Annotated in this window: 8 protein-coding genes (1 of these 8 only partly in view); all 8 read left to right on the top strand. The window is 72.6% G+C overall.

Translation table 11 applies throughout. The annotated features are described in order from the left end of the window. Position 1: 1 nt before the first annotated feature. Complete coding sequence (locus tag ACFWQG_RS12840) at positions 2 to 1270, top strand: MCE family protein (protein WP_378508006.1); 1269 nt, start codon at positions 2 to 4, stop codon at positions 1268 to 1270. Further along, a complete protein-coding gene (locus ACFWQG_RS12835; protein ID WP_378508005.1) occupies positions 1267 to 2313 on the top strand; it encodes an MCE family protein in 1047 nt (348 codons plus the stop codon). The genes ACFWQG_RS12840 and ACFWQG_RS12835 overlap by 4 nt, the downstream gene beginning before the upstream one ends. Then, positions 2313 to 3356 carry an MCE family protein gene (locus ACFWQG_RS12830; protein ID WP_378508095.1) on the top strand — a complete coding sequence of 348 codons (1044 nt, stop codon included), beginning with the start codon at positions 2313 to 2315 and terminating at the stop codon, positions 3354 to 3356. Before ACFWQG_RS12835 ends, ACFWQG_RS12830 begins: the two co-directional genes overlap by 1 nt. After that, entirely contained in the window at positions 3353 to 4474 is a 1122-nt protein-coding gene (locus tag ACFWQG_RS12825) for an MCE family protein (protein ID WP_378508004.1), read from the top strand. The genes ACFWQG_RS12830 and ACFWQG_RS12825 overlap by 4 nt, the downstream gene beginning before the upstream one ends. Further along, positions 4474 to 5517, top strand: coding sequence for an MCE family protein (locus ACFWQG_RS12820; protein ID WP_378508003.1), 1044 nt, complete (start codon positions 4474 to 4476; stop codon positions 5515 to 5517). The genes ACFWQG_RS12825 and ACFWQG_RS12820 overlap by 1 nt, the downstream gene beginning before the upstream one ends. After that, the gene (locus tag ACFWQG_RS12815) at positions 5514 to 6734 is read left to right on the top strand and encodes an MlaD family protein (RefSeq protein WP_378508002.1); all 1221 of its coding nucleotides are present in this window, start codon (positions 5514 to 5516) and stop codon (positions 6732 to 6734) included. Before ACFWQG_RS12820 ends, ACFWQG_RS12815 begins: the two co-directional genes overlap by 4 nt. Further along, positions 6721 to 7284 (top strand): mce associated protein mas1a, encoded by a 564-nt coding sequence (locus ACFWQG_RS12810; RefSeq protein WP_378508001.1) that lies wholly within the window; start codon positions 6721 to 6723, stop codon positions 7282 to 7284. The genes ACFWQG_RS12815 and ACFWQG_RS12810 overlap by 14 nt, the downstream gene beginning before the upstream one ends. Positions 7285 to 7702: 418 nt before the next feature. Further along, on the top strand, positions 7703 to 26203 hold the 5' end (the start) of the coding sequence (locus ACFWQG_RS12805) for a non-ribosomal peptide synthase/polyketide synthase (protein ID WP_378508000.1). 24975 nt of this gene lie beyond the right edge of the window; 18501 of the gene's 43476 nt are visible here — the first part of the coding sequence; its start codon is at positions 7703 to 7705; the stop codon falls past the right edge of the window.

Raw genomic sequence — 26203 nt, 5'->3', positions numbered from 1 at the left:
GATGGACCAGTACACCGGACGCTCCCGGGCCAGGCTCGCGCTACGCGGGCTGATCGCTGTCCTCGTCGGGGTCGCCGTCGCGGTCCTGATGGTGATGCGCGGATCCGGTGGCCTGCAGCGCAACCCGGAGGTGACCGTCGCGATCCCGGCATCCGCCGGGCTGATCACCGGCGAGGCACCGGTCCGCTACAGCGGCGTGAACGTCGGCCGCATCTCCGGCATCGACTCCGGCACCGAGTCGTCGGTGGTGAGCCTGCAGATCGACGCGACCGCGATCGACCAGATTCCGGCCACCGTTGCGGTCCGGGTGGTGCCGCGCACCTTCTTCGGGGACATCTTCATTGACCTCGTCGACCCCCCGGACGCCGCGGCAGCGCCGCCGCTCGCGGACGGTGCCCGGCTGACCATCGACCAGGGGCCCGACGCGGTCGCGCTGTACGGGGTGTACACCAAGATGGTGGCCGTCCTCGACCACATGCAGCCGCAGAAGCTGCAGACCGCGCTCACCGCGCTCGGCCACGCCCTCGACGGCCGGGGCGAGCAGATCGGCGGGATCGTCGACCGCCTCGCCGCGGTGTCCCCGACCCTCACCCCGGCGGCGCAGCAGTTCCTCGACGCGACACCGGAGTTCCGGACGGTGGTCGGGGCCCTCGATGCGGCGACCCCGGACGTGCTCGCCACGCTGACGGCCGCGACCGCGGTGTCCCGGACCCTGGTCGACCACGCCCCCGCGGTGGGGTCGATGTTCGGTGCGGCAGCGGGCTTCGCCGCCGTCGCCGCGGGCTTCCTCGGCGGGCAGCAGCAGGCGATCACGACGGTGGTGGACTCGGCGGGCACCATCCTCGCGACGACCGCCGCGCGGTCCGACGGCCTGCGCGAGACGCTCGCCCGCGCCAACACCTTCGGTGCGGCCGGTGCCCGGGTGTTCGCGTCCGGCAAGTTCGACATCACCGCGGTCCCCACCTTCGCCGGCCCGATGCCGTACACCGGCGCCGACTGCCCGACCTACGGCGACATGAGCGGCGCGTACTGCAGCGGTGCCCCCGCACCGCAGGCCCCGGTCGCGGCGGCCTCGCCCGCCGCGCCGACCCCCACCGCGGCTGGTGTCGCGGGCACCGCCAGGGAGAACCCGGTGCTGGGCCTGCTCGAATCCGAACTCCGTGAGGCGCGGCCCGGGGGCCTCCCCGGAATGCCTGGCGCCCAGCCGAACCCGGCGACCGTGATGATGCTGGGCCCGCTGGTACGGGGGAACGAGGTGAGTGTCCGATGAGGCTCGGCTGGGTCCCGGTCGTGAAGGTGACCGGCTTCTGCGCCACCGGAATCGCCTGCGGGCTGCTCGTCGCGAACACCCTGCAGGTGCCGGTCCGCGGCGACTCCGAGCGCTACACCGTCGAGTTCACCGACGTCGAGGGCCTCACCCCGGGCAATCCGGTCACGATGGCCGGGGTGCGCATCGGGCGGGTCGAGGACATCGCGTTCGCCGACGCGGGCGGGGGCACCAGCAAGGCGGTGGTGCGGATCGAGGTGCAGGCCGACCATCCGCTGACCACCGACGTCACCGCCGCCGTCCGCTACGGCGACATGCTCGGCGCCCGCTATGTGGCGCTGTCGAACCCGAGGGGCCCCGCGCAGGTCGCCGCGTCGGGGTCCGGGACGCGGACCCTCGACCCGGGGTCGACGATTCCGGTGCAGCGGACCACCCCGCCGATCGACCTCACCGCGATGATGAACGGGTTCCGCCCGCTGTTCGACGCGTTGGCACCGGACCAGGTCAACGAGCTCACCCGCGGCTTCGTCGAGACGTTCGGCGGTCAGGGACGGACGGTGGCGACGCTGCTCACCCAGATCGGCGACCTGAGCACCGGCCTCGCGGACCGGCGGGACGTGATGGAACAGTTGGCGCACAACATGACCGCCCTGCTCGGTGCCGTCGACGCCCGCGCACCCCAGCTCGAGCAGCTGGTCACCGGCCTCGACGCCCTCAGTGGCGCCGTCGTCGGCAACAACGACCAGCTGGTCACCCTGCTCGGGGACGGCAACCGTGCGGTCGCCCAGCTGGCGGAGGCGATGGCCCGGTCGAACGGGGCGTTCGGCAGGTCGGTGATGGACCTGAAGACGTTGACGGACACCTGGATCGGGTCCACCGCCGAGTTCGACGCGTTCGTCGCGAAGATGCCGGAGTTCGCGGACACGGTGAACCGGATCGGGAGCTACGGCGGCTTCGTCAATCTGTATCTGTGCAACTTCACGTTGGAGGCGGGGGACGTGGACGCCAACATTTTCGGGACCGCACACTCGGAAGTCTGCCAATGATGTTCCTGGTCAAGGTGATCGACACCGTCGTCGGTGTGGCACTGTTCCTGTTCAAGGGCGATCGCCGCAACAGCGCGACCCCGATGGCGCTCGGCGTCCTCGGCATCGTCGTGCTCGTCGCCGGACTGTTCGTCGCGGTCGGCGCCCCACGGGTGTGGTACCAGCACCGGACCCAGCCGTACGTCGCCGAACTCGCCAACGCGAGCGGACTGTCCGGCGGGGACCCGGTGTACGTGGCCGGGGTGCCCGCGGGCCGGGTCGAGGCCATCGAGCTGGCCGACGATCACGTGCGGGTCGACTTTCGGCTCGACAGCGGGCAGCCGGTCGGCAACCAGTCCACCGCGACCGTGCGGCTCAAGACCGTCCTCGGCAAGCGGTACCTGGAGGTGGTGCCCGCCGGCGTCGACGACGGCCGGAACCTCATCCCGCTGGCCCGGACGACGGTGCCGTACAGCCTCGACGACGTCAGCCGGGACGCCACCGCCGCGGCCGACGGGCTGGACCTCGACGCGATGCGGGCGATGCTGACCACCCTGTCGCAGGTGCTGCCCGAGGACTCCGACCAGGTCGGCCGGGCGTTGACCGGGATCAGCGCCGCCTCCGCCGCGTTCGCCGACAATGGCGAGCAGATCGACCAGCTGCTGACGATGTCGCGGTCCCTGTCGGATCTGCTGGTGCGGCAGAGTGATTCGGTCGCGAACACCGCCGCGAACGCACAGACGATTGCGTCGATCCTCGCCGTGCGCAAGCAGGCGCTGACCGACCTGGTCGACAACCTCGGCGCGATCCTCGCGACCCTGTCCGCGACGATGACCGAGCACGAGGACGAGTTCGGCCCGATGGTCGCGAACCTCGTCGCGGTCACCGACACGCTGAAGGCCAACGCGGCCAACATCGACCAGATGCTGGTGAAGCTGCCGACCGCGCTGCGCGGCGCCACCGACGCGACCGGCAACGGTGCCTGGACGGACGTCAACGCCCCGGCAGCGGTGCTCCCGGACAACCTGCTGTGCGCGATCGGCGTCATGCAGGGGTGCCGATGAGCGGCCCGCCGACCACCCGACCGCGCCGCGGGCGGTGGGCGAGCGCCGCGACCGCGCTGGTCCTTGTCGTCGCGGTGTCCGTCGCCGGCTGGTTCGTCTTCGCGGGCACCGACCGGTCGATGACGGTGACCGCCCACTTCGCGTACGCGGGCGGCATCTACCCGGGCAGCACGGTGACCGTGCTCGGCGTCCCGGTCGGCACGGTCACCGAGGTGACCCCCGACGGGGCGACGGTGCGGGTGACGATGACGATGCCCGACGACGTCGTCCTGCCCGCCGACGCGGGCGCCTACGTGCTCAACCCGTCGGTGATCAGCGACCGGCACATCGAACTCGGCCCCACCTACCGGGGCGGCCCGACCCTCGCGGACGGGGCCGACATTCCGCCCGAACGCAGCCACGCCCCGATCGACTTCGACGGGCTGATGGGCAGCCTGAGCACGCTGACCGAGGCGCTCGCCGCGGACGGGACCACCGGCGACCTGCTCACCCGGGCCGCCGACGGCTGGCGCGGCCGCGGCGAGCAGTTCAACGCGGCGATCCGCAACCTGAGCTCCGCGACCGGGGTGGTCGGCGCCAGCGCCGAGGACGTCACCGCGCTGGTGTCGAACCTGAACGCGCTGATCGGTGCGCTCGACGCCAGGCAGGTGAGCATCGACACGCTGGTGTCCGATCTCGGCGCGGTCGGCGACGAGTGGGCCGCGCACGGGATCGACCTGACCGGGCCGCTGCAGGACCTGCGGGTGGTGCTCGACCAGGTGAACACCTTCATGACCGAGCACGGCGACGACGTCGGCACGGTCGCCGAGAACGTCCGCGTCCTCGGCGACGCCCTGGCCACGAACACCGCCGGCCTCGCCGCGTTCATGGACCTGGTTCCGCTGCTGATGCAGAACCTGTCGCGGGGCGTCGACGAGAACAACCGCGGCCGGATCCGGTTGAACGTCTCCACCTCCCTCACCCAGTTCGCGGTCGCGAAACCCCTGTGCGAGGCCTACCCGCTGCCGCTGTGCACGGGTGCCGGGTTCACCAACCCGATCTCGTTCCCGATCAGCGCCTCCGACCCGCTCGGCATCGTGTCCGCGGTCACCGGTGGCGCCCAGCCGAAGGGGAACTGATGCGCGGCACCACGATTCGACTTGCCCTGCTGTCCCCCGCGGTCGCGCTCACCGTGACCGGGTGCGCGGTCGGGATGCAGGATCTGCCGCTCGGCCGCACCGCCGACGGACCCGACTACGCGGTGACGCTGCAGCTGGCCACCGCGGAGGGGTTGCTGCCCGGCGCCGACGTGCGGACCGGGCAGCGGGTGATCGGGCGGGTGCAGCGGCTCGCCACCGACAGCGTCGGGGCCACCGCGCGGCTCAGCCTCGAACAGCAGACGCAACTCCCGGACAACGTGCTCGCGGCGGTGGAACTGCCGTCGGCGCTCGGCAGCCCGTTCATCCGGCTGACCCCGCCGCCCGACCCGTCGCCGCGGCAGCTGCAGGGCGGCGACGTGATCGCCGAATCCGCAACGACGATCGGACCGCAGGTGGAGAGCGCGCTCGCCACGCTCGGCACGATCGTGACGGGCAGCGGCCTCGGCCAGCTGCAGACCGTCGTCGACGAACTGAACACCGCGTTCGCCGGACGATCCGGCGAGGTGCGCGGGCTGATGGACACGATGACCACGCTGATGGCCACCGCCACCGCCAACCGCGACGACTTCGACACCGCGATCGACACGGCGGCGCGGATCTCCCGGCAGCTGGCCGGGCAGCAGGCCACCGTCGACGGCTTCCTCGACACGATGCCCGAGGCGGTCCGCGTCCTGACCGCGCAACGCGACAGCATCGCCTCGCTGATGGAGTCGACGACCCGGCTGGCGGCGACCGCGGGCACCGTCAGCTCCGGCGCCGACCTCGGCGGCATGCTCACCGACGCGTCAACGGTGATCGCGACGCTCACCTCGTTCAACGCCGAGATCGGGCAGACCCTCGGCAACATGAACGCCTTCCTCGACAACTTCACCCGGTCGGTGCACGGCGACTACCTCAACTTCGACGGCGCCCTGCTGATCCCGGAGGGCATCGAGACGCTGCTGACCGGGGGCACGCCGCCCGGCGCTGCGACGGCGCCGCCGGTCGACCTGGCCACGCTGTTGGGCGGGGGTGCCCGATGAGACGGCTGGTCCTGGTGCAGCTGATCCTGTTCGCGGTGGTGTCCGCGATCGTGATCCCGTTCGGCATCAACTACGTGATCGGGCCGCAGGCGTTCGGCACTCCGGTCCGGGTGTACTCCGAGATGACCGATGCGCGGGGGCTGACCGCCGGGACCGCGGTCACCTACCGCGGCGTCGCGGTCGGCCGGGTGTCCGGGGTGCGGCTGGACCCCGACGTCCGCGGCGCCCGCGTCGACTTCGAACTCGACCCGGGCACCCGGATCCCGGTCGACAGCGTCGCCCGGGTCGGGATGGGCACCGCGGCGGGCATCCAGAACGTCGACATCTTCCCGTCCACCGCGGACGGCCCGTACCTGCGCGACGGTGACCGGCTGGCGGCGCCCGAGGACGAGCAGCCGGTGCAGATGGGGGAGCTGATGACCCAGGCCTCCCACCTGCTCACCGGCATCGACCCGCAAGCCGTCAGCGACATCGGGACCGAGCTCGGCGCCTCGTTCGACGGGTTGGGGCCCGCGATGGCGAGCCTGATCGACACCGGCGACACCCTGACCGCCGCGCTGCACGAGCAGGCGCCGATGCTGACGTCGCTGCTGACCCGGACCACGGAGCTGGTGACGACGATGGCGGAGCGGCCCGACTCGTTCGTGCGGGGGATGGGCGCCGCCCGCACCTTCACCGAGCAACTCGACAGCAACGCGCCGGTGCTGGTGTATCTCGCGGACACCTCCCCGGCCGCGCTCACCCGCGCGCGGGAGCTGTTCGACCGATACCACGACACGTTCGGTGCGGTCCTGGCGAATCTGGTGACGGTCGCGCCGGTGATCTCCGACCGGGACGCCGCCCTCGCGGCAGGCCTGACCGACATCCCGCGGGGGCTGGGCAAGCTTGAGTCGATCGTCGTCGGCGACCGCGCCAACTTCGCGTTGGTCGGCACGCAGGGGCAGGTGTGCAACTACGACACGGTGCGGCGGGCGGTCGGGGACGTCGCCCCGACCCAGCCGAACCTGACGTACTACTGCCCGCCCGGGCAGAACATCGCGCAGCGCGGATCCCGCAACGCGCCGCGCCCGAACGACCTCGGCCTGCAGAATGCGACGACGCCGGGAACACCGATCGGGCCGCCCGTTGTCGCGGACCCGATCCTGATCCCGACCGGAACGCAGGCACTCGACTACTGGACAGCACTGTTGGAGGATCTCGGCGATGGCGAACGATGACAGCTCGGTTCTGACCGTGGACGGCGTCGACACCGAGACGCGGCCCGCCCCGCCGCGGCCGGAGCGGGCCGCGCGGTGGCGCAGGCCCGGGGTCGCCGTTGCCGCGCTGCTCGTCGCCGCGCTGCTCGCCGTCGCCACGACCCTGCTGATCCAGGTGCTCCGGGACCGCAACCTGGACGTGTTGCGCACCGAGGCCATCGACACCGCCCGCGACTACTCCGTCGCGCTGTCGTCGTTCGACTTCGAGAACCTCGACGCCAACCGGGACGCGATCACCGCGCAGTCGACGCAGGCGTTCGCGGACAAGTACGCGGACATGGTCGACGCGTTGCGGCAGATCGTCACCGACGGCAAGGGCAAGGCGACCGCCACCGCCGCCCACGTCGGCGTCGAGTCGCTGGACGCGGACCGCGCGGTGGTCCTGGTGTTCGTCGACCAGCACGCAACCAACGTCGTCGCCCCGGACGGCAACACCCAGCAGTACCGGATGGTGGTGACCCTGGTCCGGGACGGCGACCGCTGGATCGTCGACAACGTCGACACCAACTGACCCGGCTTCCCGGCCGTCGTTCGGACGATCGAACCGGCCCGGGAATCGGCGACACGGGTCTCTCGGTGTTTGCGGCCCCGTCGAGCGGTCTGATACCAATGCACGTCCGGCACCTGCCGGGTGTCCCGGGTTGGGGTGGGTACCGTCGGCGGTGAACATTTCCCCAGGACACGGGCGTGTCGGTGGGCATTGTATCGGACGTGTCGGACCCCGGACCCAAAGTAACGGGCGCACATCCGCAAGAGATAATGGAATGGACCCCTGCTGTTTCGTCGTGCCGATTCGACGCGGCGGACGCGGGGGCGCGAGAGTTTGATTCGCGAGGGACCTGCGGAGTCGGGGGACATTGGGGTCCTCGGTTCCCATGTTCGGGTCCTTCACGAACGAGGCCGCGGCGACGGCAACGAGGAGGACACGAGTGGACGAGGCGACGACGAACGTGGGAGCACGGGCGGGGGAGACGGTGGGTGTCCCCGCCGGCGCGTTCCCCCTCTCGGCCGCCCAGTTCGGACTGTGGCTCTCGCAGCAGCTGAATCCCGACGTGCCGATCAACATGGCGCAGTACGTCGAGCTTCGCGGTGCACTCGACGTCGACCTGCTCGAGCGCGCCCTCGTCGTCGTCGGCAAGGAACTGGGATCCGGCTACCTCCGCATCCTCGACGTCGACGGACGCCCCTACCAGATGGTCGACCGCACGATCGACCAGTCGCTGATTCGCCTGGACTTCTCCGCCGAGGCCGACCCGGTCGCCGCCGCGCAGGCCTGGATGCGGTTCGAGTACACCGCGCCGCTGGACCTGCTCGCCGACCCGCTGATCCGCTGCGCCCTGATCACCGTCGGCCCCGATCACCACTACTGGTATGCCCGCTGCCACCACGTCGCCCTCGACGGCCTCGGCGCGATCACCCTGATGACCAGGACGGCCGAGCTGTACACCGAGGCGCTCGCCGGCGCCGAGCTGCCCGCCGAACGCAACGACGGGCTGTTCGAGCTGTACCAGGCCGAGGACAAGTACCGGCAGTCGACGCGCTTCGACACCGACCGCAGCTACTGGGGCGAGATCGCGCGGGGCCTGCCCGAACCGGTCACCTTCGCGCCGCGGCAGGCGCCGCCGCAGGCGCTGAGCCGGGTCGCCAGCGCACCGCTCGCCGCAGGCACCGTCGACCGGATGACCGAGGGCGGCCCGTCGCTGGCCCCCGCCACGATCGCCGCGTTCGCCGCCTACTTCGGCCGGATGACCGGCACCGAGGACGTCCTGCTGTCGCTGCCGGTGTCCGCCCGCACCACCGCGGCGATGCGCCGCGCGGGCGGCATGGTGTCGAACGTGGTGCCGTTGCGCGTCACGGTCGCCGCCGACACCTCGATCGCGAGCCTCGTCGAGTCCGTGCAGGTGCAGATCGTCGGTGCCCTGCGGCACCAGCGGTACCGCGCCGAGGACATCCGCCGCGACCTGGGCGTTCATGGCGCGGAGCGGGCCTACTTCGGTCCCGTCGTCAACATCATGATGGGCCTCGGCGACCTGCGCCTCGGCGAGATGACCTCGCACCTGCACGTGCTGTCGTCCGGCCCGGTCGACGACCTGATGCTGAACCTGTACGAGACCGGCACCGGCAGCACCCACATCGACTTCATCGGCAACCCGGCCCGCTACACCGGCGAGGAGATCGAGCGGCACCACGAGCGGTTCTTCGACTTCCTCGCCCGGTTCGTCGCCGCCGACCCGGACGCGACCGTCGCCGACCTCGAGTACGTCGGGGAAGCGGAGGTCGTCTGGCTCTCCGATCGCCGCGGCGAGGCGGCCACCGAGCCGCGGGTCCTCGCCGACATCCTCACCGAGACCGCGCGGCAGCACGCCGACCGGGTCGCGGTCACCCTCGACGGCACCGAGTGGACGTACCGGGAGCTCGACGACCGCGCGAACCGGCTGGCCCGCGTCCTCGTCGACCGCGGCGTCGGGCCGGAGAGCTTCGTCGCGCTCGCCGCGCCCCGGTCCCTCGAATCGGTGCTCGCGGTGTGGGCCATCGCCAAGGCGGGCGGCGCGTACCTGCCGATCGACCCGAACTACCCGGCCGACCGCATCGCGCACATGGTCACCGACTCGCAGATCGTCGAGGGCGTGACCCTCGCCGCGCACCGCGCCGACCTGCCCGACTCGGTGGACTGGCTGGTCCTGGATTCCGACGACCTGCACGCGCTGTGCGCGGCGCAGTCCGGCGACGGCGTCACCGACGCCGACCGGCTGGCCCCGATCCGGCCCGCGAACCCCGCCTACGTCATCTACACGTCCGGCTCCACCGGCAGGCCGAAGGGCGTCGTCGTCCCGCACCTCGGCCTGTCCACACTGGCCGCGGACCTGCGGGTCACCTACTCGGTCACCCCCGACGCCCGCGTCGCGCACTTCGCGTCGCCGAGCTTCGACGCCGCGTTCGGCGAGATGCTCGCCGCGTTCGCGCACGGCGCGACCCTCGTCGTCACCCCGCCGACGGTGCTCGGCGGCGACGACCTCGCCGCGGTGCTCGCCGCCGAGCACGTCACCACCCTGGTCTCGACCCCGCCCGCGGTGCAGACGCTGAACCCGGAGGGCCTCGACGAACTGGTCCGCGTCGTCACCGGCGGCGACGTGCTTCCGCCGGAGCTGGCGGCCCGCTGGGACGGCAGGCTGCGCAACGCCTACGGCCCCACCGAGACCACCGTCATCGTCACGATCACCGACCCGCTGACCCCGGACATGCCGGTCACGATCGGCGCCCCGATGCGGGGCGTGCACGCCCTCGTTCTCGACGCGCAGCTGCGCCCGACCCCGATCGGGGTGGCGGGCGAGCTGTACATCGCCAACCCCGGCCTGGCCCGCGGCTACCACGGCCGCGCCGCGCTGAGCTCGGAGCGGTTCGTTGCGAACCCGTACGGCGCGGCCGGGCAGCGGATGTACCGCACCGGCGACGTGGTCCGGTGGACCGCCGACGGCGACCTCGACTACGTCGGCCGCTCCGACTTCCAGGTGAAGGTCCGCGGCTTCCGCATCGAGCTCGGCGAGATCGACGACGTCCTCGCGGGTCACCCGTCGGTGGACTTCGCGACCACGCAGGTCCGCACCGGGGCGGCCGGGCAGAGCCTGCTCGTCGCCTACGTGCTGCCGGTGGAGGGCGAGCACATCGACACCGCAGCGCTGCTCGCGCACGCGGGCGGGCAGCTGCCCGAGTACATGGTGCCGAGCACCGTCGTCGTCCTCGACGAGATCCCGCTGACCGTGAACGGCAAGCTCGACCGGGCCGCGCTGCCGGAACCGCAGCTGGTCACCGCGACGGCCGAGCACCGGGACCCGAGCACCCCCCTCGAGCACCGGATCGCCGCGATCGTCGCGCAGGTCCTCGGCCTGGACCGGGTCAGCGTCGACGCCAGCTTCTTCGAACTCGGCGGCGACAGCATCGTGTCGATGCAGCTCGTCTCCCGGGCGAAGGCCGCTGGCCTGTCGTTCACCGCGCGGGACGTGTTCGAACGCCGCACCGTCGCGGGGCTGGCCGAGGTCGCGCGGATCGCCGACGACGGTGCCGACGCCCCGGCCCGGCTGGAGGAGCTGCCCGGCGGCGGCGTCGGCGACCTGCCACTGACCCCGGTCGTCCGGTCGATGCTGGACCTGGGCAACTACGCCGGCTTCGCGCAGGCGCTGGTCCTGGTGCTGCCGGAGGACGCCGCCCAGGATCGGGTCGTCGCGACCGTGCAGGCGGTGCTGGACCGGCACGACCTGCTGCGCGCGCAGCTGACCGGCGCCGGGCAAGACGCCGCGTTCGTTGCCCGGCCGGTCGGCAGCGTGTCGGCCGCCGACCTGATTGCCGAGGTCGCCGCGGTCGCCTCTCCCGGCACCGCCGACTTCACCGCCCAGGTCGGGGCGGAGACCGCGGCAGCGGCGGGCCTGCTGGACCCGGCCGCCGGGGTGATGGCCCGGTTCGTCCGGCTGACCGGCGCGCCCGGTGCCGCCGGCGGCGACCGACTGCTCGCGGTGATTCACCACCTCGCCGTCGACGGGGTGTCCTGGCGTGCGCTGGTGCCGGACTTCGCGATGGCGTGGCTGCAGATCGCGTCCGGCGCGGCCCCCGTGCTGCCCGAGGTCGGGACGTCGATGCGCCGCTGGGCGCACGGCCTGATCGAGGCGGCGCAGGCCCCGGACCGGATCGCCGAACTCGACAGCTGGCGGGGCATCGTCGACGGACCGGACCCGCTGCTCGGCGCCCGGGCCCTCGACCCGGCCGTCGACGTCGCGGGCACCGAGCAGCGGGTTGAGGTGGAGCTGTCCGCCGCAACCACCGAGGCGCTGCTGACGACGCTGCCCGCCCAGTTCCGCGGCGGCGTCAACGACGCCCTGCTCGCCGGTCTCGCGATCGCGGTCGCCGTGTGGCGTCGCGACCGCGGCCAGGACGCCGCGTCCACGCTGATCGACCTCGAGGGGCACGGCCGCGAGGAGGCCGTCGTCCCCGGCGCCGACCTGTCCCGGACGGTCGGCTGGTTCACCAGCGTTTTCCCGATGCGGCTCGATCTCGGCGACGTCGACGTCGACGACGCCCTCACCGGCGGCCCCGCCGCCGCGGCCGCGATCAAGCGGGTCAAGGAGCAGTTGCGCTCGGTGCCGGACCACGGCATCGGGTACGGCCTGCTGCGCTACCTGAACGAGGACACCGCCGGGCAGATGCGCGGCTGGGCACGCCCGCAGATCGCGTTCAACTACCTGGGCAGGCTGTCCGCGGGCGACATCCCCGCCGAACTGCGCAGCGTCGGCTGGATGCCGGACGGCGATTCGCTCGGCACCGGCGCGCACCGGGACGCGGACATGCCGCTGTCCGCGGCGCTGGCGATCGACGCGATCGCCGCCGACGCCGCCGACGGGGTCCGGCTCACCGCGACGTTCGCGTACGCGGCCGGGCTGCTCGACGAGCGGTCGGTCGCCGAACTGGCCGGGCTGTGGCAGCGGGCCCTCGACGGCCTCGCAGCCCTCGCCGCGTCCGACCACACCGGCGGGCGCACCCCGTCGGACCTGCCGCTGGTGTCGGTGACGCAGGAGCAGATCGACGGCTGGGAGCTGCGCTACCCGTCGCTGTCCGACGTCTGGTCGCTGTCACCGCTGCAGTCCGGTCTGCTGTTCCACGCGACGCTGACCGACCAGTCCGTCGACGTGTACACCGCGCAGATCGTCCTCGACCTCGGCGGCGTCGTCGACGCCGACCGGATGCGGGTCGCCGGGCAGGCGCTGGTCGACCAGCATCCGAGCCTGCGGGCCGCGTTCGTCTACGACGACTCCGGCGTCCCGGCGCAGGTCGTCGTCGACGACGCGACGGTGCCGTTCACGCTCGTCGACCTGGCCGGGCACCCCGACGCCGACGCGGAGGCCGCCAGGCTGATCGACGCGGACCGGGTGGCCCGGTTCGACGTCGCCGCGCCGCCGCTGGTGCGGATGCTGCTGGTGCGCACCGCATCAGACCGCTACCGGCTGGCGATCACGAACCATCACCTGCTGCTCGACGGCTGGTCGCTGCCGCTGATCCTGCAGGACCTGCTCGCGCTGTACGCGGTGGCCGGGGACCGGTCGGTGCTGACCCGCGGTCGGTCCTACCGGGAGTTCCTGGAGTGGCTGGACCGGCAGGACCCGCAGGTGTCGCGGGACGCGTGGGCGCGGGCCCTGTCCGGGCTGGAGGAGCCGACGCTGCTCGCGTCCGGGCATCCGGTCGCGGCGCTGCCGGTGCCGGAGGAGGTCGAGGTCACCCTCGACGCCGCCGTGGAGGCCGGGGTCGTCGCGTTGGCGCGGGACCTCGGGGTCACCGCGAACACGATCGTGCAGGCCGCCTGGGGCGTGCTGCTGGCGCGGCTGACCGGGCGCACCGACGTGGTGTTCGGTGCCACCGTGTCCGGGCGTCCCCCGCAGCTGCCCGGCATCGAGACGATGGTCGGCCTGTTCATCAACACGCTGCCGGTGCGGGTGCACCTGGACGAGGCCGAGCCGATCACCGAACTGGTGCGGCGGCTGCAGGTCGAGCAGGCGGACCTGCTCGACCACCATCACATGGGCCTGACGGACATCCAGCGGACCGCCGGTCTCGGCGCCCTGTTCGACACCCTCGCCGTGTTCGAGTCGTACCCGGTGGACCGGGACGCGCTGTCCGCGGCCACCGACATCGCGGGCATGCGGGTGCGGGACATCGGCGTCAACGACGCCACCCACTACCCGCTGACGCTGGTGGCGCTGCAGGACCCGGCGCTGCGCTTCACCGTCAAGTTCCTGCCGACCGTCTTCGGTCGCGACGAGGTGCTGCGGATGATGGCGCGGTTCACCCGGATCCTCGCCGCCGTGGTCGCGGACCCGTCGGCGCCGGTCGGCGGCATCGAGATCCTCGACGGCGCGGAGCGGGCGCGGCTCGCGCCGGTCCGCGGGCTGCCCGCGACGCCGGTGCACCGCGGCTTCGAACTGTTCGCGCAGGCGTGTGCCGACAACGCCGAGGGGACAGCTGTCTCCTTCGCCGGGCAGGAACTGACCTACCGGGAGCTCGACGAGCGGTCCAACCGGATGGCCCGGATCCTCGTGGACCGCGGCGTCGGGCCGGAAACCTTTGTTGCACTGGGGATGACCCGGTCGCTGCAGTCGATCGTCGCGATGTGGGCGGTGCTCAAGTCCGGTGGCGCGTTCGTCCCGGTCGACCCGAACTATCCGCTCGACCGGATCGAGCACATGCTCACCGACTCCGGCGCCCGGATCGGTCTCACCGTCGCCGCCGAACGGGCGCTGCTGCCCGGCGGTGGCACCGAGTGGCTGGTCGTCGACACCGACGAGTTCGCGACGGAGGCCGCGGCCCGGTCCGCCGCGCCGCTGACCGACGCGGACCGGCTCGGGGCCGGGCGCCTCGAGCAGCCCGCGTACATGATCTACACGTCGGGGTCGACGGGCCTGCCGAAGGGTGTCGTCGTCACCCGCACCGGCCTGGCGAACTTCGCCGTCGAGCAGCGGGAACGCTACGGCGTCACCGCCGCGTCCCGGGTGCTGCACGTCGCGTCCCCGAGCTTCGACGCGTCGGTGCTCGAGTACACGATGGCGTTCGGTTCCGGTGCCACCCTGGTGGTGTCCCCGCCGACCGTGTTCGGTGGCGCCGAACTGCACGACCTGATCGTCGCCGAGCAGGTCACCCACGCCTTCATCACCCCGTCCGCGCTGGCGTCGGTGGACCCGGCCGGGCTCGACAGCCTGCAGCACCTGGTCGCGGGCGGCGAGGCGGTGCCCGCCGAGATCGTCGCCCGGTGGGCGCCGGGCAGGCGGCTGTACAACGGCTACGGCCCGACCGAGACCACGATCATGGCCGCGATCAGCGACCCGATGGCGCCGGGGCAGACGATCACGATCGGCGGCCCGATCCGCGGTGCCCAGCTGCTGGTGCTCGACGAGCGGCTGCGGGTGGTTCCGGTCGGCGCGACCGGTGAGCTGTACATCGCCGGTGTCGGCCTGGCCCGCGGCTACCATGCCCGGCCCGCGCTGAACGCCGAACGGTTCGTCGCGAACCCGGCGGCGCCGGGCGAGCGCATGTACCGCACCGGCGACCTGGTGCGGTGGATCCCGGCGGCGCCGGGGGATGAGACGGCCCTCACGGTCGAGTACCTCGGCCGCTCCGACTTCCAGGTGAAGGTCCGCGGTTTCCGGATCGAGCTCGGCGAGATCGACGCCGCGCTGACCGCGCACCCGGCGGTGGACTTCGCGGCCACCCTCGGCGTCGACAACGAGCACGGGCAGACGCAGCTCGTCGCCTATGTACGCCCGGCGCCCGGGGCGACGATCGACACCGCCGAGCTCACCGAGTTCGTCGGCCGGTCCCTGACCGCCTACATGGTGCCGTCGGCGATCGTGGTCCTCGACGTGGTGCCGCTGACCCCGGTCGGCAAGCTCGACCGCCGCGCGCTGCCCGCGCCGGTATTCGCCTCGACGACAACGGAGTACGTCGCGCCCACCTCCCCGGTGGAGGAGCTCGTCGCCGACGTGTTCGCGGAGGTCCTCGGGGTCGCGCGCGCGGGCCTGACCGACGACTTCTTCGACCTCGGCGGCAACTCGCTGATCGCCACCAAGGTCACCGCACGGGTGAACGCCGCCCTCGGCACCACGATCGGTGTCCGGGACCTGTTCGAGGCGCCGACCGTCGGCGCGCTCGCGCTGCGCGCCGAGCACGCCGCGACCGGAACCGCGGACCGGCTGCCGCTGGTCGCGGCGGATCGCCCGGCCCGGATCCCGCTGTCGCTGGCGCAGCAGCGGATGTGGTTCCTCAACCGCCTCGACCCCGCGGCGGGCACCTACAACGTGCCGCTCGCGATCCGGTTGTCCGGGCACCTCGACACCGCCGCGATGGCGGAGGCGCTGCGGGACGTGCTCGGCCGCCACGAGGCGCTGCGCACCGTGTTCCCGGAGACCGTGGACGGGCCCGAGCAGGTGGTGCTTCCGCTGTCGCAGGTGCACCTCGACCTCACCCCGATCGCGGTGACCGAGGCCGAACTGCATTCCCGTGCACTCGAACTCGGCTCCGCCGGCTTCGACGTGACCCGCGAGATCCCGGTCCGCGGCTTCCTGTTCGAGCTCGATGCCGACCAGCACGTGCTGACCCTGGTGATGCACCACATCGCCACCGACGGCTGGTCGCTGGCGCCGCTGGCGCGGGACCTGGTGCTGGCCTACACCTCCCGCACCCAGTCGGTGCCGCCGGTGTGGGCGCCGCTGCCGGTGCAGTACCCGGACTTCGCGATCTGGCAGCGCGAACTGCTCGGCGACGAGCGGGACCCGGAGTCGCTGGCCGCGCGGCAGATCGGCTTCTGGACCGGCGAGCTTGCCGGGCTGCCCGATGTTCTCGACCTGCCCTCGGACCGCCCGCGCCCGGCGGAGCAGTCCGGAATCGGTGCGCGCGTGCAGTTCCCGCTGGACGCGCAGACCCGCCGCGCGATCGACGACCTCGCGCACGCGCACCGCTCGACGCCGTTCATGGTGCTGCAGTCGGTGCTCGCGGTGCTGCTCGCCCGGATCTCCGGCGAGTCCGACATCGCCCTCGGCACCCCCGTCGCCGGCCGCGGCGAGAAGGCGCTCGACGAGCTCGTCGGCATGTTCGTCAACACCCTGGTGCTGCGGACCACGGTCGACGGCGCGGCGTCGTTCACGGATCTGCTCGCGCAGGTCCGCGGCCGCGACCTGGCCGCGTTCGAGCACACCGACGTGCCGTTCGAGCGGCTCGTCGAGGTGCTCAACCCGGTGCGCTCGACGGCGCATTCGCCGCTGTTCCAGGTGCAGTTCGCGCTCGAGAACTTCACCGACCCCAGCATCGACCTGCCCGGCCTGACCGTCGCGGCGGAGGGCATCAAGACCGCGGTGTCGAAGTTCGACCTCGAGGTCACCGTCGGCGAGCAGGCGGGCGGCGGCTACGACGTCACGTTCCTGTACGCGACGGACCTGTTCGACGAGTCGACGGTCCAGCGGTTCGCCCGCTGGTACGCCGCGGTCCTCGCGGGCGTGCTCGCGGACCCGGAGCTGCCGGTCGGTGATGTCGAGTTCGCGGACGCGGAACAGCGCGGCGCCGTCTCCCGGTGGAACGACACGACGGTCGCACTGGACGGCGACAGCACCCTTGCCTCGCTCGCTGTCGACCGGTTCCGGCTGTCCCCGGACGCCGTCGCGCTGGTCGGCGACGGCGAGGAACTGACCTACCGTGCGGCAGGCGAACGCGTACACCGGCTTGCCCGCAAGCTGATCGAGGATGGCGTCGGCCCCGAGTCCCGGGTGGCCGTGTTCATGCGGCGGTCGGTCGACGCGGTCCTGGCGTTCCAGGCGATCGCGGCGGCGGGCGCGGCCTACGTGCCGGTCGATCCGGATCACCCGGCCGACCGCACCGAATATGTCCTTGAGTCCGCCGACCCGATCTGCGTGCTGACCACCGCGGCCGACGGCCCGGTTCCGGCCGGGTACCGGGCGGTGGCCGTCGACCGGCTCGACCTGGACGGCTACTCGGCGGAGCCGATCACCGACGAGGATCGGGTGCGGCCGCTGCACCCGGATCACGTCGCCTACATGATCTACACGTCCGGTTCGACCGGCAGGCCCAAGGGTGTCGCGGTCAGCCATCGCGCGATCGTGAACCAGGTGCGCTGGCTGTCCGCGACCTACCGGTTCGGCGCGGACGACGCTGTGCTGTACAAGACGCCGCCGACCTTCGACGTCTCGCTGTGGGAACTGTGGGTCCCGACGGTCTCGGGCGCCCGGATGGTCGTCGCGACGGCCGACGGCCACCGCGACCCCGACTACCTGGCGCGCACCATCGCCGCGCACCGGGTGACGGCGACGTCCTTCGTTCCGTCGATGCTCGCGCTCTTCGTCGATGCCGTCCGCGGGGAACAGCTCGGATCGCTGCGGGTGGTCTTCGCGGCGGGCGAGGCCCTCCCGGTCGACGTGGTCGAGCGGTTCCGTGCGGTCGGGGGTGCCGAACTGCACAACCTCTACGGCCCCACCGAGGCCGCGGTGCACGCGACCGCATGGGACACGCGGGACGCCGAATCCGCGTCGATGGTGCCGATCGGCAGGCCCGTGTGGAACACCGATGCCCGGGTCCTCGACGCCCGGCTGCGGGCGGTCCCGGTCGGTGTCGCGGGTGAGCTGTACCTGTCCGGCGTTCAGCTGGCGCGCGGCTACCATGGCCGCGCCGACCTGACTGCGGATCGGTTCGTTGCCGACCCGTCCACCAGCGACGGGTCCCGCATGTACCGCACCGGTGACCTGGTGCGGTGGAACGTCGACGGCCAGATCGAGTACCTGGGCCGCACCGACTTCCAGGTGAAGCTGCGCGGCCAGCGCATCGAGCTCGGCGAGATCGAGGCCGTGCTCGTCGCGCATCCGGGCATCAGCCAGTCGGTGGTGGTGCTGCACCACGACGCGCACACCGGCGATCAGCTGGTGGCCTACGTCGTCGCGTCCGACGGCGCCCTCGTCGACGTCACCGACCTGACCGCGTTCGCTGGCCGATCCCTGCCCGCGTACATGGTGCCGACCGCGGTTGTCGTGCTCGGCGCGATGCCGCTCAACGCCTCCGGCAAGCTGGACCGGCGGGCCTTGCCCGAACCCCAGATCGAGTTCGCGGGAGCCGAGTACATCGCGCCGCGTACCCCGGTCGAGGAGATCGTCGCTGGCGTGTTCGCCGACGTCGTCGGTGCCCCGCGGGTGGGTGCCACCGACAACTTCTTTGAGTTGGGCGGAAACTCGCTCATCGCGACGCAGGTCGTCTCGAGGATCAACGCCGCGATGGGGATCCGGCTCGGGGTGCGGGCGATCTTCGACGCGCCGACCGTCGCCGAGCTGGCGTTGCGCGCCGAGACCGGCGACGGCGCGGCCGGGCGTCCCGCGCTCACCGCGCGGGACCGCGGCACCGACGCACCGCTGTCGCTGGCGCAGCAGCGGATGTGGTTCCTCAACCGGTTCGATCAGCAGTCGGCCGCCTACAACATGCCGTTCGCGATCCGGCTCACCGGCGACCTCGACGTGCCGTCGCTGCGCGCGGCGATGCGGGACGTGCTGGACCGGCACGAGACCCTGCGCACCGTGTACCCGGACGCGGACACCGGTCCGCTGCAGGTGGTGCTGCCCGCCGAGCAGGTGGCGGCGGCCGCGGACCTCGAGGTCACCGTGGTCGCCGAGCAGGACCTCGAACGGGAAGTGGTCGCGTTGGCGACCGCCCCGTTCGACGTGACCGCCGCGCCGCCGCTGCGGGTGCGCCTGCTGCAGACCGGCAGTGCACACACGGACGGCACCGCCGCCCACGTGCTCGTCTTCGTCCTGCACCACATCGCCTTCGACGGCTGGTCGTCGGCGCCGCTGGCCCGCGACCTGATGGTCGCGTACACGGCCCGCACCGCCGGGGAGGCGCCGGCGTGGGCGCCGCTGCCCGTGCAGTACGGCGACTTCGCGATCTGGCAGCGCGAGCTGCTCGGCGACGAGACCGATCCGCAGTCCCTCGCGGCCCGGCAGCTGGAATTCTGGCGCGGCGCCCTCGCGGACCTGCCCGATCTGCTGGAGCTGCCCACCGACCGGCCCCGGCCCGCGCAGCAGTCGTACCGCGGCGGCGACGTCGCGTTCACCCTCGACGCGGACCTGCACGCCCGCCTGCTCGGCGTCGCGCGGGCGACGAACTCGACGCTGTTCATGGTCGTGCACGCGGCCCTGTCGGTGCTGCTGGCCCGGCTGTCCGGCAGCGAGGACATCGCGATCGGCACCCCGATCGCCGGCCGCGGCGAGGCCGCCCTCGACGACATTGTCGGCATGTTCGTCGGCACCCTGGTGCTGCGCACCGAGGTCGACGAGAACGCGTCCTTCGCGGACCTGCTCGGCCGGGTCCGGGAACGCGACCTCGCCGCGTTCACGCACACCGACGTGCCGTTCGAGCGGCTCGTCGAGGCGCTGAACCCGACCCGATCCGCGGCGTACCACCCGCTGTTCCAGGTGTCGCTGTGGTTCCAGAACGTCACCCGCGCCGCACTGGAACTGCCCGGACTGACGGTGGCGCCCGCCGAGTTCGAGACCGGGCTGTCCCGGTTCGACCTGCAGCTCACCGTCACCGACACCACCGACGCGCAGGGTGTTCCCGGCGACATCGACGTCGTCCTCACCTACGCGAGCGACCTGTTCGACCGGTCCACCGCGGAGGCGTTCGCGGCCCGGCTGACCGCCGTTCTCGCCGCCGTCGCCGCCGACCCGGCGGTCGCGGTCGGCGACATCGCGCTCGTGTCCGCCGACGAGCGCGCCCTGGTCCTCGACACCTGGAACGACACCGCGCACGTGGTGCCGGAGGTCGCGGCGGGCGAGGACACCCTCGCCGCGCTGTTCGACGCGCAGGTGGCCCGCACCCCGGACGCGGTCGCCCTCGTCTTCGAGGGCGAGGAGCTGACGTACGCGGAGTTCGACGCCCGCGCCAACCGGCTCGCCCGGCACCTCATCGGTCTGGGTGTCGGCCCGGAATCGTTGGTGGGCCTGTCGATTCGCCGGTCCATCGACCTGCTCGTCGGCATGTACGCGATCCTCAAGGCGGGCGGCGCGTACGTGCCGCTGGACCCGGATCACCCGGCCGAACGCAACGGCTATGTGCTCGACTCCGCGGCACCGGTCTGTGTGCTGACCACCTCCCGGGACGCCGACGCCCTGCCCGCCGACGCCCTGCCCGCCGACGCGCCCGCGCTGCGGATCGACGAGATCGACACCGCAGGCTACGCCGACACCCCGGTCACCGACGCGGACCGGATCGCCCCGCTGCGCCCGCAGCATCCGGCGAACCTGATCTACACCTCCGGCTCCACCGGCAGGCCGAAGGGCATCTCGGTGCCGCACGCCGGCCTGGTCAACCAGCTGCGCTGGATGCAGGACGAGTACGCGCTGACCGCCGACGACGCGGTGATGCTCAAGACCCCGATGACGTTCGACGTGTCGGTGTGGGAGTTCTTCTGGACCCTGCAGACCGGCGCCCGGCTGGTCATCGCCCGCGCCGACGGGCACCGCGACCCCGAGTACCTGTCGCAGTTGATGGTCGACCAGCGCGTCACCGTCGTGCAGTTCGTGCCGTCGATGCTCGCGATGTTCGTGTCCAATTCGTCTGCGCGCATTCCGGATTCGGTGCGTGCCGTGATCGCCATCGGTGAGGCACTGCCCATCGAGACCGCGGAACGGTTCCGGGCCCTGTCGTCCGCGCCGCTGGACAACCTGTACGGCCCGGCCGAGGCGTCCCTCGCCGTCACCTACTGGCGGCACACCGCCGCCGACCAGGGCGTCGTCCCGATCGGTGTGCCGATGTGGAACACCCGCCTCTACGTGCTCGATTCGCGCCTGCAGCCGGTCCCGGTCGGCGTCGCGGGTGAGCTCTATCTGTCGGGCGTCCAGCTGGCACGCGGCTACCAGGGCCGCGTCGACCTCACCTCCGACCGGTTCGTCGCCGACCCCTTCAGCAGCACCGGGGAGCGGATGTACCGCACCGGCGACCTGGTGCGCTATCGCGCCTCGGCCGCCGACGAGCGCGGTGTGCTCGAGTACATCGGCCGCACCGACTTCCAGGTCAAGGTGCGCGGCAACCGGATCGAGCTCGGCGAGATCGAGGCCGCACTGCTGTCCGCGCCGGGCGTCAGCCAGTCGGTTGTTGTGGTCCGCAGCGACGCGCACACCGGCGATCAGCTGGTCGGCTACGTGGTGCCCACCGGGGACGTCACCCTGGTCGGCGACGAGGTGGCCGCGCACGCCGCGCAGGCGCTGCCGTCGTACATGGTGCCCGCCGCGGTGATGGTGCTCGACGAGTTCCCGCTCAACGGCAGCGGCAAGCTGGACCGGAAGGCGCTGCCGGAGCCGGTGTTCGACCTCGCGGCCGCCGAGTACATCGCGCCGCGCGACCCGGTCGAGGAGGTCGTCGCGGGCGTGTTCGCCGACGTCCTCGGCGTCCCGCGGATCAGCGCGCTGGAGAGCTTCTTCGACGCGGGCGGCAACTCGCTGATCGCGACCCGGGTCGTCTCCCAGGTGAGCGCGGCCCTCGGGGTCCGCGTCGGGGTGCGGGACCTGTTCGAGGCGCCGACCGTCGCGCAGCTCGCCGCGCGGCTGGAGCTGTCCGACCGCGGGGACCGTCCGGCCCTGACCCGTCAGGACCGCGGCGCGACGGTGCCGCTGTCGCTGGCGCAGCAGCGGATGTGGTTCCTCAACCGCTACGACCCGACCTCACCGGCCTACAACCTGCCGTTGCCGGTCCGCCTCGTCGGCGACCTCGACGTCGCGGCGATGACGGCCGCGGTCGCCGACGTCATCGAGCGGCATGAGTCGCTGCGCACGATGTTCCCGGATTCGGAGTCCGGCCCGCACCAGGTGATCGTGCCCGCGGCGGGCGTGGTCCCCGACCTCACCGCGGTGGACGTGGACACGGCGGGCCTGCCCGCCGCCGTCGCGGCGACCGCGACCCGCGGCTTCGACGTGACCATCGAGGTGCCGCTGCACGCGCGGCTGCTCCGCGTCACCGACGGGGACGCCCGCGGCGAGCACGTGCTCGTCCTTGTCCTGCACCACATCTCGGGTGATGCGCTGTCGATGGGCCCGCTGGCCCGGGACGTGATGATTGCCTACGGCGCCCGCACCGCCGGCGAGGCGCCCGGGTGGGCGCCGCTCGACGTGCAGTACGCGGACTACGCGCTGTGGCAGCGCACCGTGCTCGGCGACGCCGCCGACACCCGGTCCGTCGCTGCCGCCCAGATCGGGTACTGGCGGCAGACCCTGGCGGGGCTGCCGGATCGCCTCGACCTGCCCACCGACCGCCCCCGCCCGCACGCCCAGTCCACCCGCGGCGCCGACCTCCGGGTCGCGCTGGGGGCGGAGCTGTATGCACAGGTCACCGGCTACGCGCGCCGCACCGGCGTCACGCCGTTCATGGTGCTGCACACCGCGTACACGACGCTGCTCGCGCAGCTGTCCGGCACCGACGACATCGCCGTCGGCACCCCGGTCGGCGGTCGCGGCGAGCGTGCCCTCGACGATCTGGTCGGCATGTTCGTCAACACCCTCGTGCTGCGCACCGTGGTGGACCGCGGCGAGAGCTTCGACGCGCTCGTCGCCCGGACCCGGACCGCGGATCTCGCGGCCTTCGAGCACGCCGAGATCCCGTTCGAGCAGCTCGTTGAGGTCCTCGACGTGCCGCGATCGACGGCGTACTCGCCGCTGTTCCAGGTGGCGTTGGCGTTCGCGCCCGCCGCGCCGGCCCGGTTCGAGCTCGCCGGACTCGACGTCGACGCGCTGGACGTGCCGACCGGCTCCGCGAAGTACGACCTGATGCTCACCGTCGTCGAGACCGGCGAGTCGGGCGCCGATGCGGTGTTCAGCTATGCCACCGACCTGTTCGACGAGTCCAGCGTCGCCCGGATCGGGGAGCAGTTGCGTCGCCTGCTCGCCGAGGCCCTCGCCGCGCCGGCCACCCCGGTCGGCGACCTCGCGGTGCTGGACGCGGCGGGGACGGCCGCGCTCGTCGACCGTCGCGGCCCCGCCGCCGAGGCGCCCACGACGCTCGCCGCGATCCTCGCAGACAGCGCGGTCAGGAACGCCGACCGGACCGCGATCGAAGCCGACGGTGAGCACGTCACCTACGCGGAGCTGGCCGCGCGCGCGAACCGGCTGGCGCGGCACCTGATCCGCCTCGGCGTCGGACCGGACACCGTGGTTGCGCTGGCGCTGCCGCGTTCGATCGACGCGATGGTCGCGATCTGGGCGGTCGCCGCTGCCGGCGGCGGGTACGTCCCGATCGACCCGAAGCTGCCTACCGACCGGATCGCCCACATGGTGACCGATTCCGCCGCGGTCGTCGGATTGACCACCGCGGCAGCGGGTTCCGAGCTGCCGGCGGATGCCCGCCCGGACGCGGGCTGGCTGGCGCTCGACTCGGAGGAGCTGGCGACCGCGGTCGCAGCCGAGTCGGCGGCGCCGCTGACCGACGCCGACCGGGCCGCCGCGCTGTCGGTGGACCACCTCGCGTACCTGATCTACACCTCCGGCACCACCGGTCTGCCCAAGGGTGTCGCGGTGCCGCACCGCGGCCTCGCATCGTTGACCGCCGACCTCGTCGAGTTCTACGGCACCACGACCGCGTCGCGGGTGCTGCAGTTCGCGGCGATCAGCTTCGACGCGGCGGTCGGTGAGCTGCTCTCGACGTTCGGGGCCGGCGCCACGATGGTCATCGCCCCCACCGACCTGTACGGCGGCACCGAGCTGGCCGCGTTCATCCGGGACCAGCGGATCACCCTGTTCGTCGGCGCGCCGACGGCCGTGCAGACGATCGACGCCACCGGTCTCGATCTGATCGAGCGGATCGTCGTCGGTGGCGACGTCTGCCCGCCGGAACTCGCCGCCCGCTGGGGTGGCCGACTGCGGAACGCGTACGGCCCCACCGAGGCCACGGTGATCGTCACGATCACCGACCCGCTCGACGCGGGCGCACCGATCACGATCGGCGCGCCGATGCGCGGCGTACACGCGCTGGTGCTCGACGCCCGGATGCGTCCGGTGCCGGTCGGCACCCCCGGCGAGCTGTACATCACCAACGCCGGCCTGGCCCGCGGCTACCACGCGCGCCGCGGCCTGACCGCGGAGCGGTTCGTCGCGAACCCGTACGGCGGGCCGGGGGAGCGGATGTACCGCACCGGTGACGTGGTGCGCTGGGATGCCGGGGCGAGCGAAGCGACGGGGAATGTCACTGCCGGCGACCTGGTGTACGTCGGTCGCTCCGACTTCCAGCTGCAGGTCCGCGGATTCCGGGTCGAGCTCGGGGAGATCGACGCCGCCCTGTCGGCGCACGAATCGGTCGCGTTCGCCGTCACCGTCGGCAGGCCCGGCCCCGCCGGGGACCTGGCGCTGGTCGGCTATGTGCAGCCGGTCGCCGGGGCCCGCCTGGACGTCGACGCGCTCACCGCGTCGGTCGCGGCGACGCTGCCGCCGTACATGGTGCCGTCGGTGATCATGGTCCTCGACGAGGTGCCGCTCACCGCGCTCGGCAAGGTGGACCGGGCGGCGCTGCCCGCGCCCGAGTTCGCCGGTGCCGCCGTGTATGTCGCGCCCGCCGGGGACGTCGAGGTCGGTGTCGCCGAGGTGTTCGCGCGGATCCTGGACGCGGAGCGGGTCGGTGCAACCGACGACTTCTTCGACCTCGGCGGTAACTCGCTGATCGCGACCCGTGTTGTCGCCCAGGTCAATCAGGCGTTCGGAACCGGGATCGGGGTCCGGGACCTGTTCGAGGCGCGGACCGTCGCCGAGCTCGCGGCCCGGGTGGTCCGCGGCGGCGACAGCAGCAGGCCCGCGCTGGTGCCGCAGCAGCGCGATGGTGAGCTGCCGCTCTCGCTCGCGCAGCAGCGGATGTGGTTCCTCAACCGGCTCGATCCCGCGTCCGCCGCCTACAACATCCCGCTGGCGGTGCGGTTGTCCGGTGACCTGGACGTGGCGGCACTGCACGCCGCGCTGCGCGACGTGGTCGGCAGGCAGCAGACGCTGCGCACCTCGTACCCGGACAGCGGCGACGGTGGGCACCAGCTGGTGCATGCCCTCGACGCCGTCGACCTCGACCTCGCCGTCGAGTCGGTGTCAGCCGACCGGGTGGTGGAGCGGATCACGGCCCTCGCCACCGAGGGCTTCGACGTCACCACCGCGGTGCCGGTGCGGGCCGCGCTGCTCGAACTCTCTTCCGCGGAGCACGTTTTCGTGCTCGTCATGCATCACATCGCCGCCGACGGCGTCTCCCTGACGCCGCTGGTGACCGACCTGATGACCGCGTACGCGGCCCGCATCGGCGGGCAGGAGCCGCAGTGGACGCCGCTGCCGGTGCAGTACGCGGACTACGCGATCTGGCAGCGGGAGCTGCTCGGCGACACCGAGGATCCCCGGTCCAGGGCGGCCGCGCAGCTCGGCTACTGGACGTCGGCCCTGGCCGGGCTGCCGGATCAGCTGGACCTGCCGACCGACCGGCCGCGGCCCGCCCGCGCGTCGATGCGCGGCGGCCGCGTCGAGTTCACGATCGACGCCGAGGTGCACCGCGCCGTCGCCGAGATCGCCCGCGCGCAGGGCGCGACCGTGTTCATGGTCATGCACGCCACCCTCGCGGTGCTGCTGGCACGGCTGAGCACCAGCACCGACATCGCGATCGGCACCGCCATCGCCGGCCGCGGCGAGCCGGAGCTGGACGGGCTCGTCGGCATGTTCGTCAACACCCTGGTGCTGCGCACCCGGGTCGAGCCGGAAACCGACTTCGCGACCCTGCTCGAGCACACCCGCACCGCCGACCTCGGCGCGTTCGCGCACACCGAGCTGCCGTTCGAACGGCTCGTCGACGCGATCAGCCCGTCCCGGTCCCAGTCGCACCACCCGCTTTTCCAGGTG

Source organism: Rhodococcus sp. NPDC058532 (assembly GCF_042719255.1).
Classification (GTDB): Bacteria; Actinomycetota; Actinomycetes; order Mycobacteriales; family Mycobacteriaceae; genus Rhodococcus_G.
This window is presented reverse-complemented; position numbering and strand designations above follow the sequence as displayed.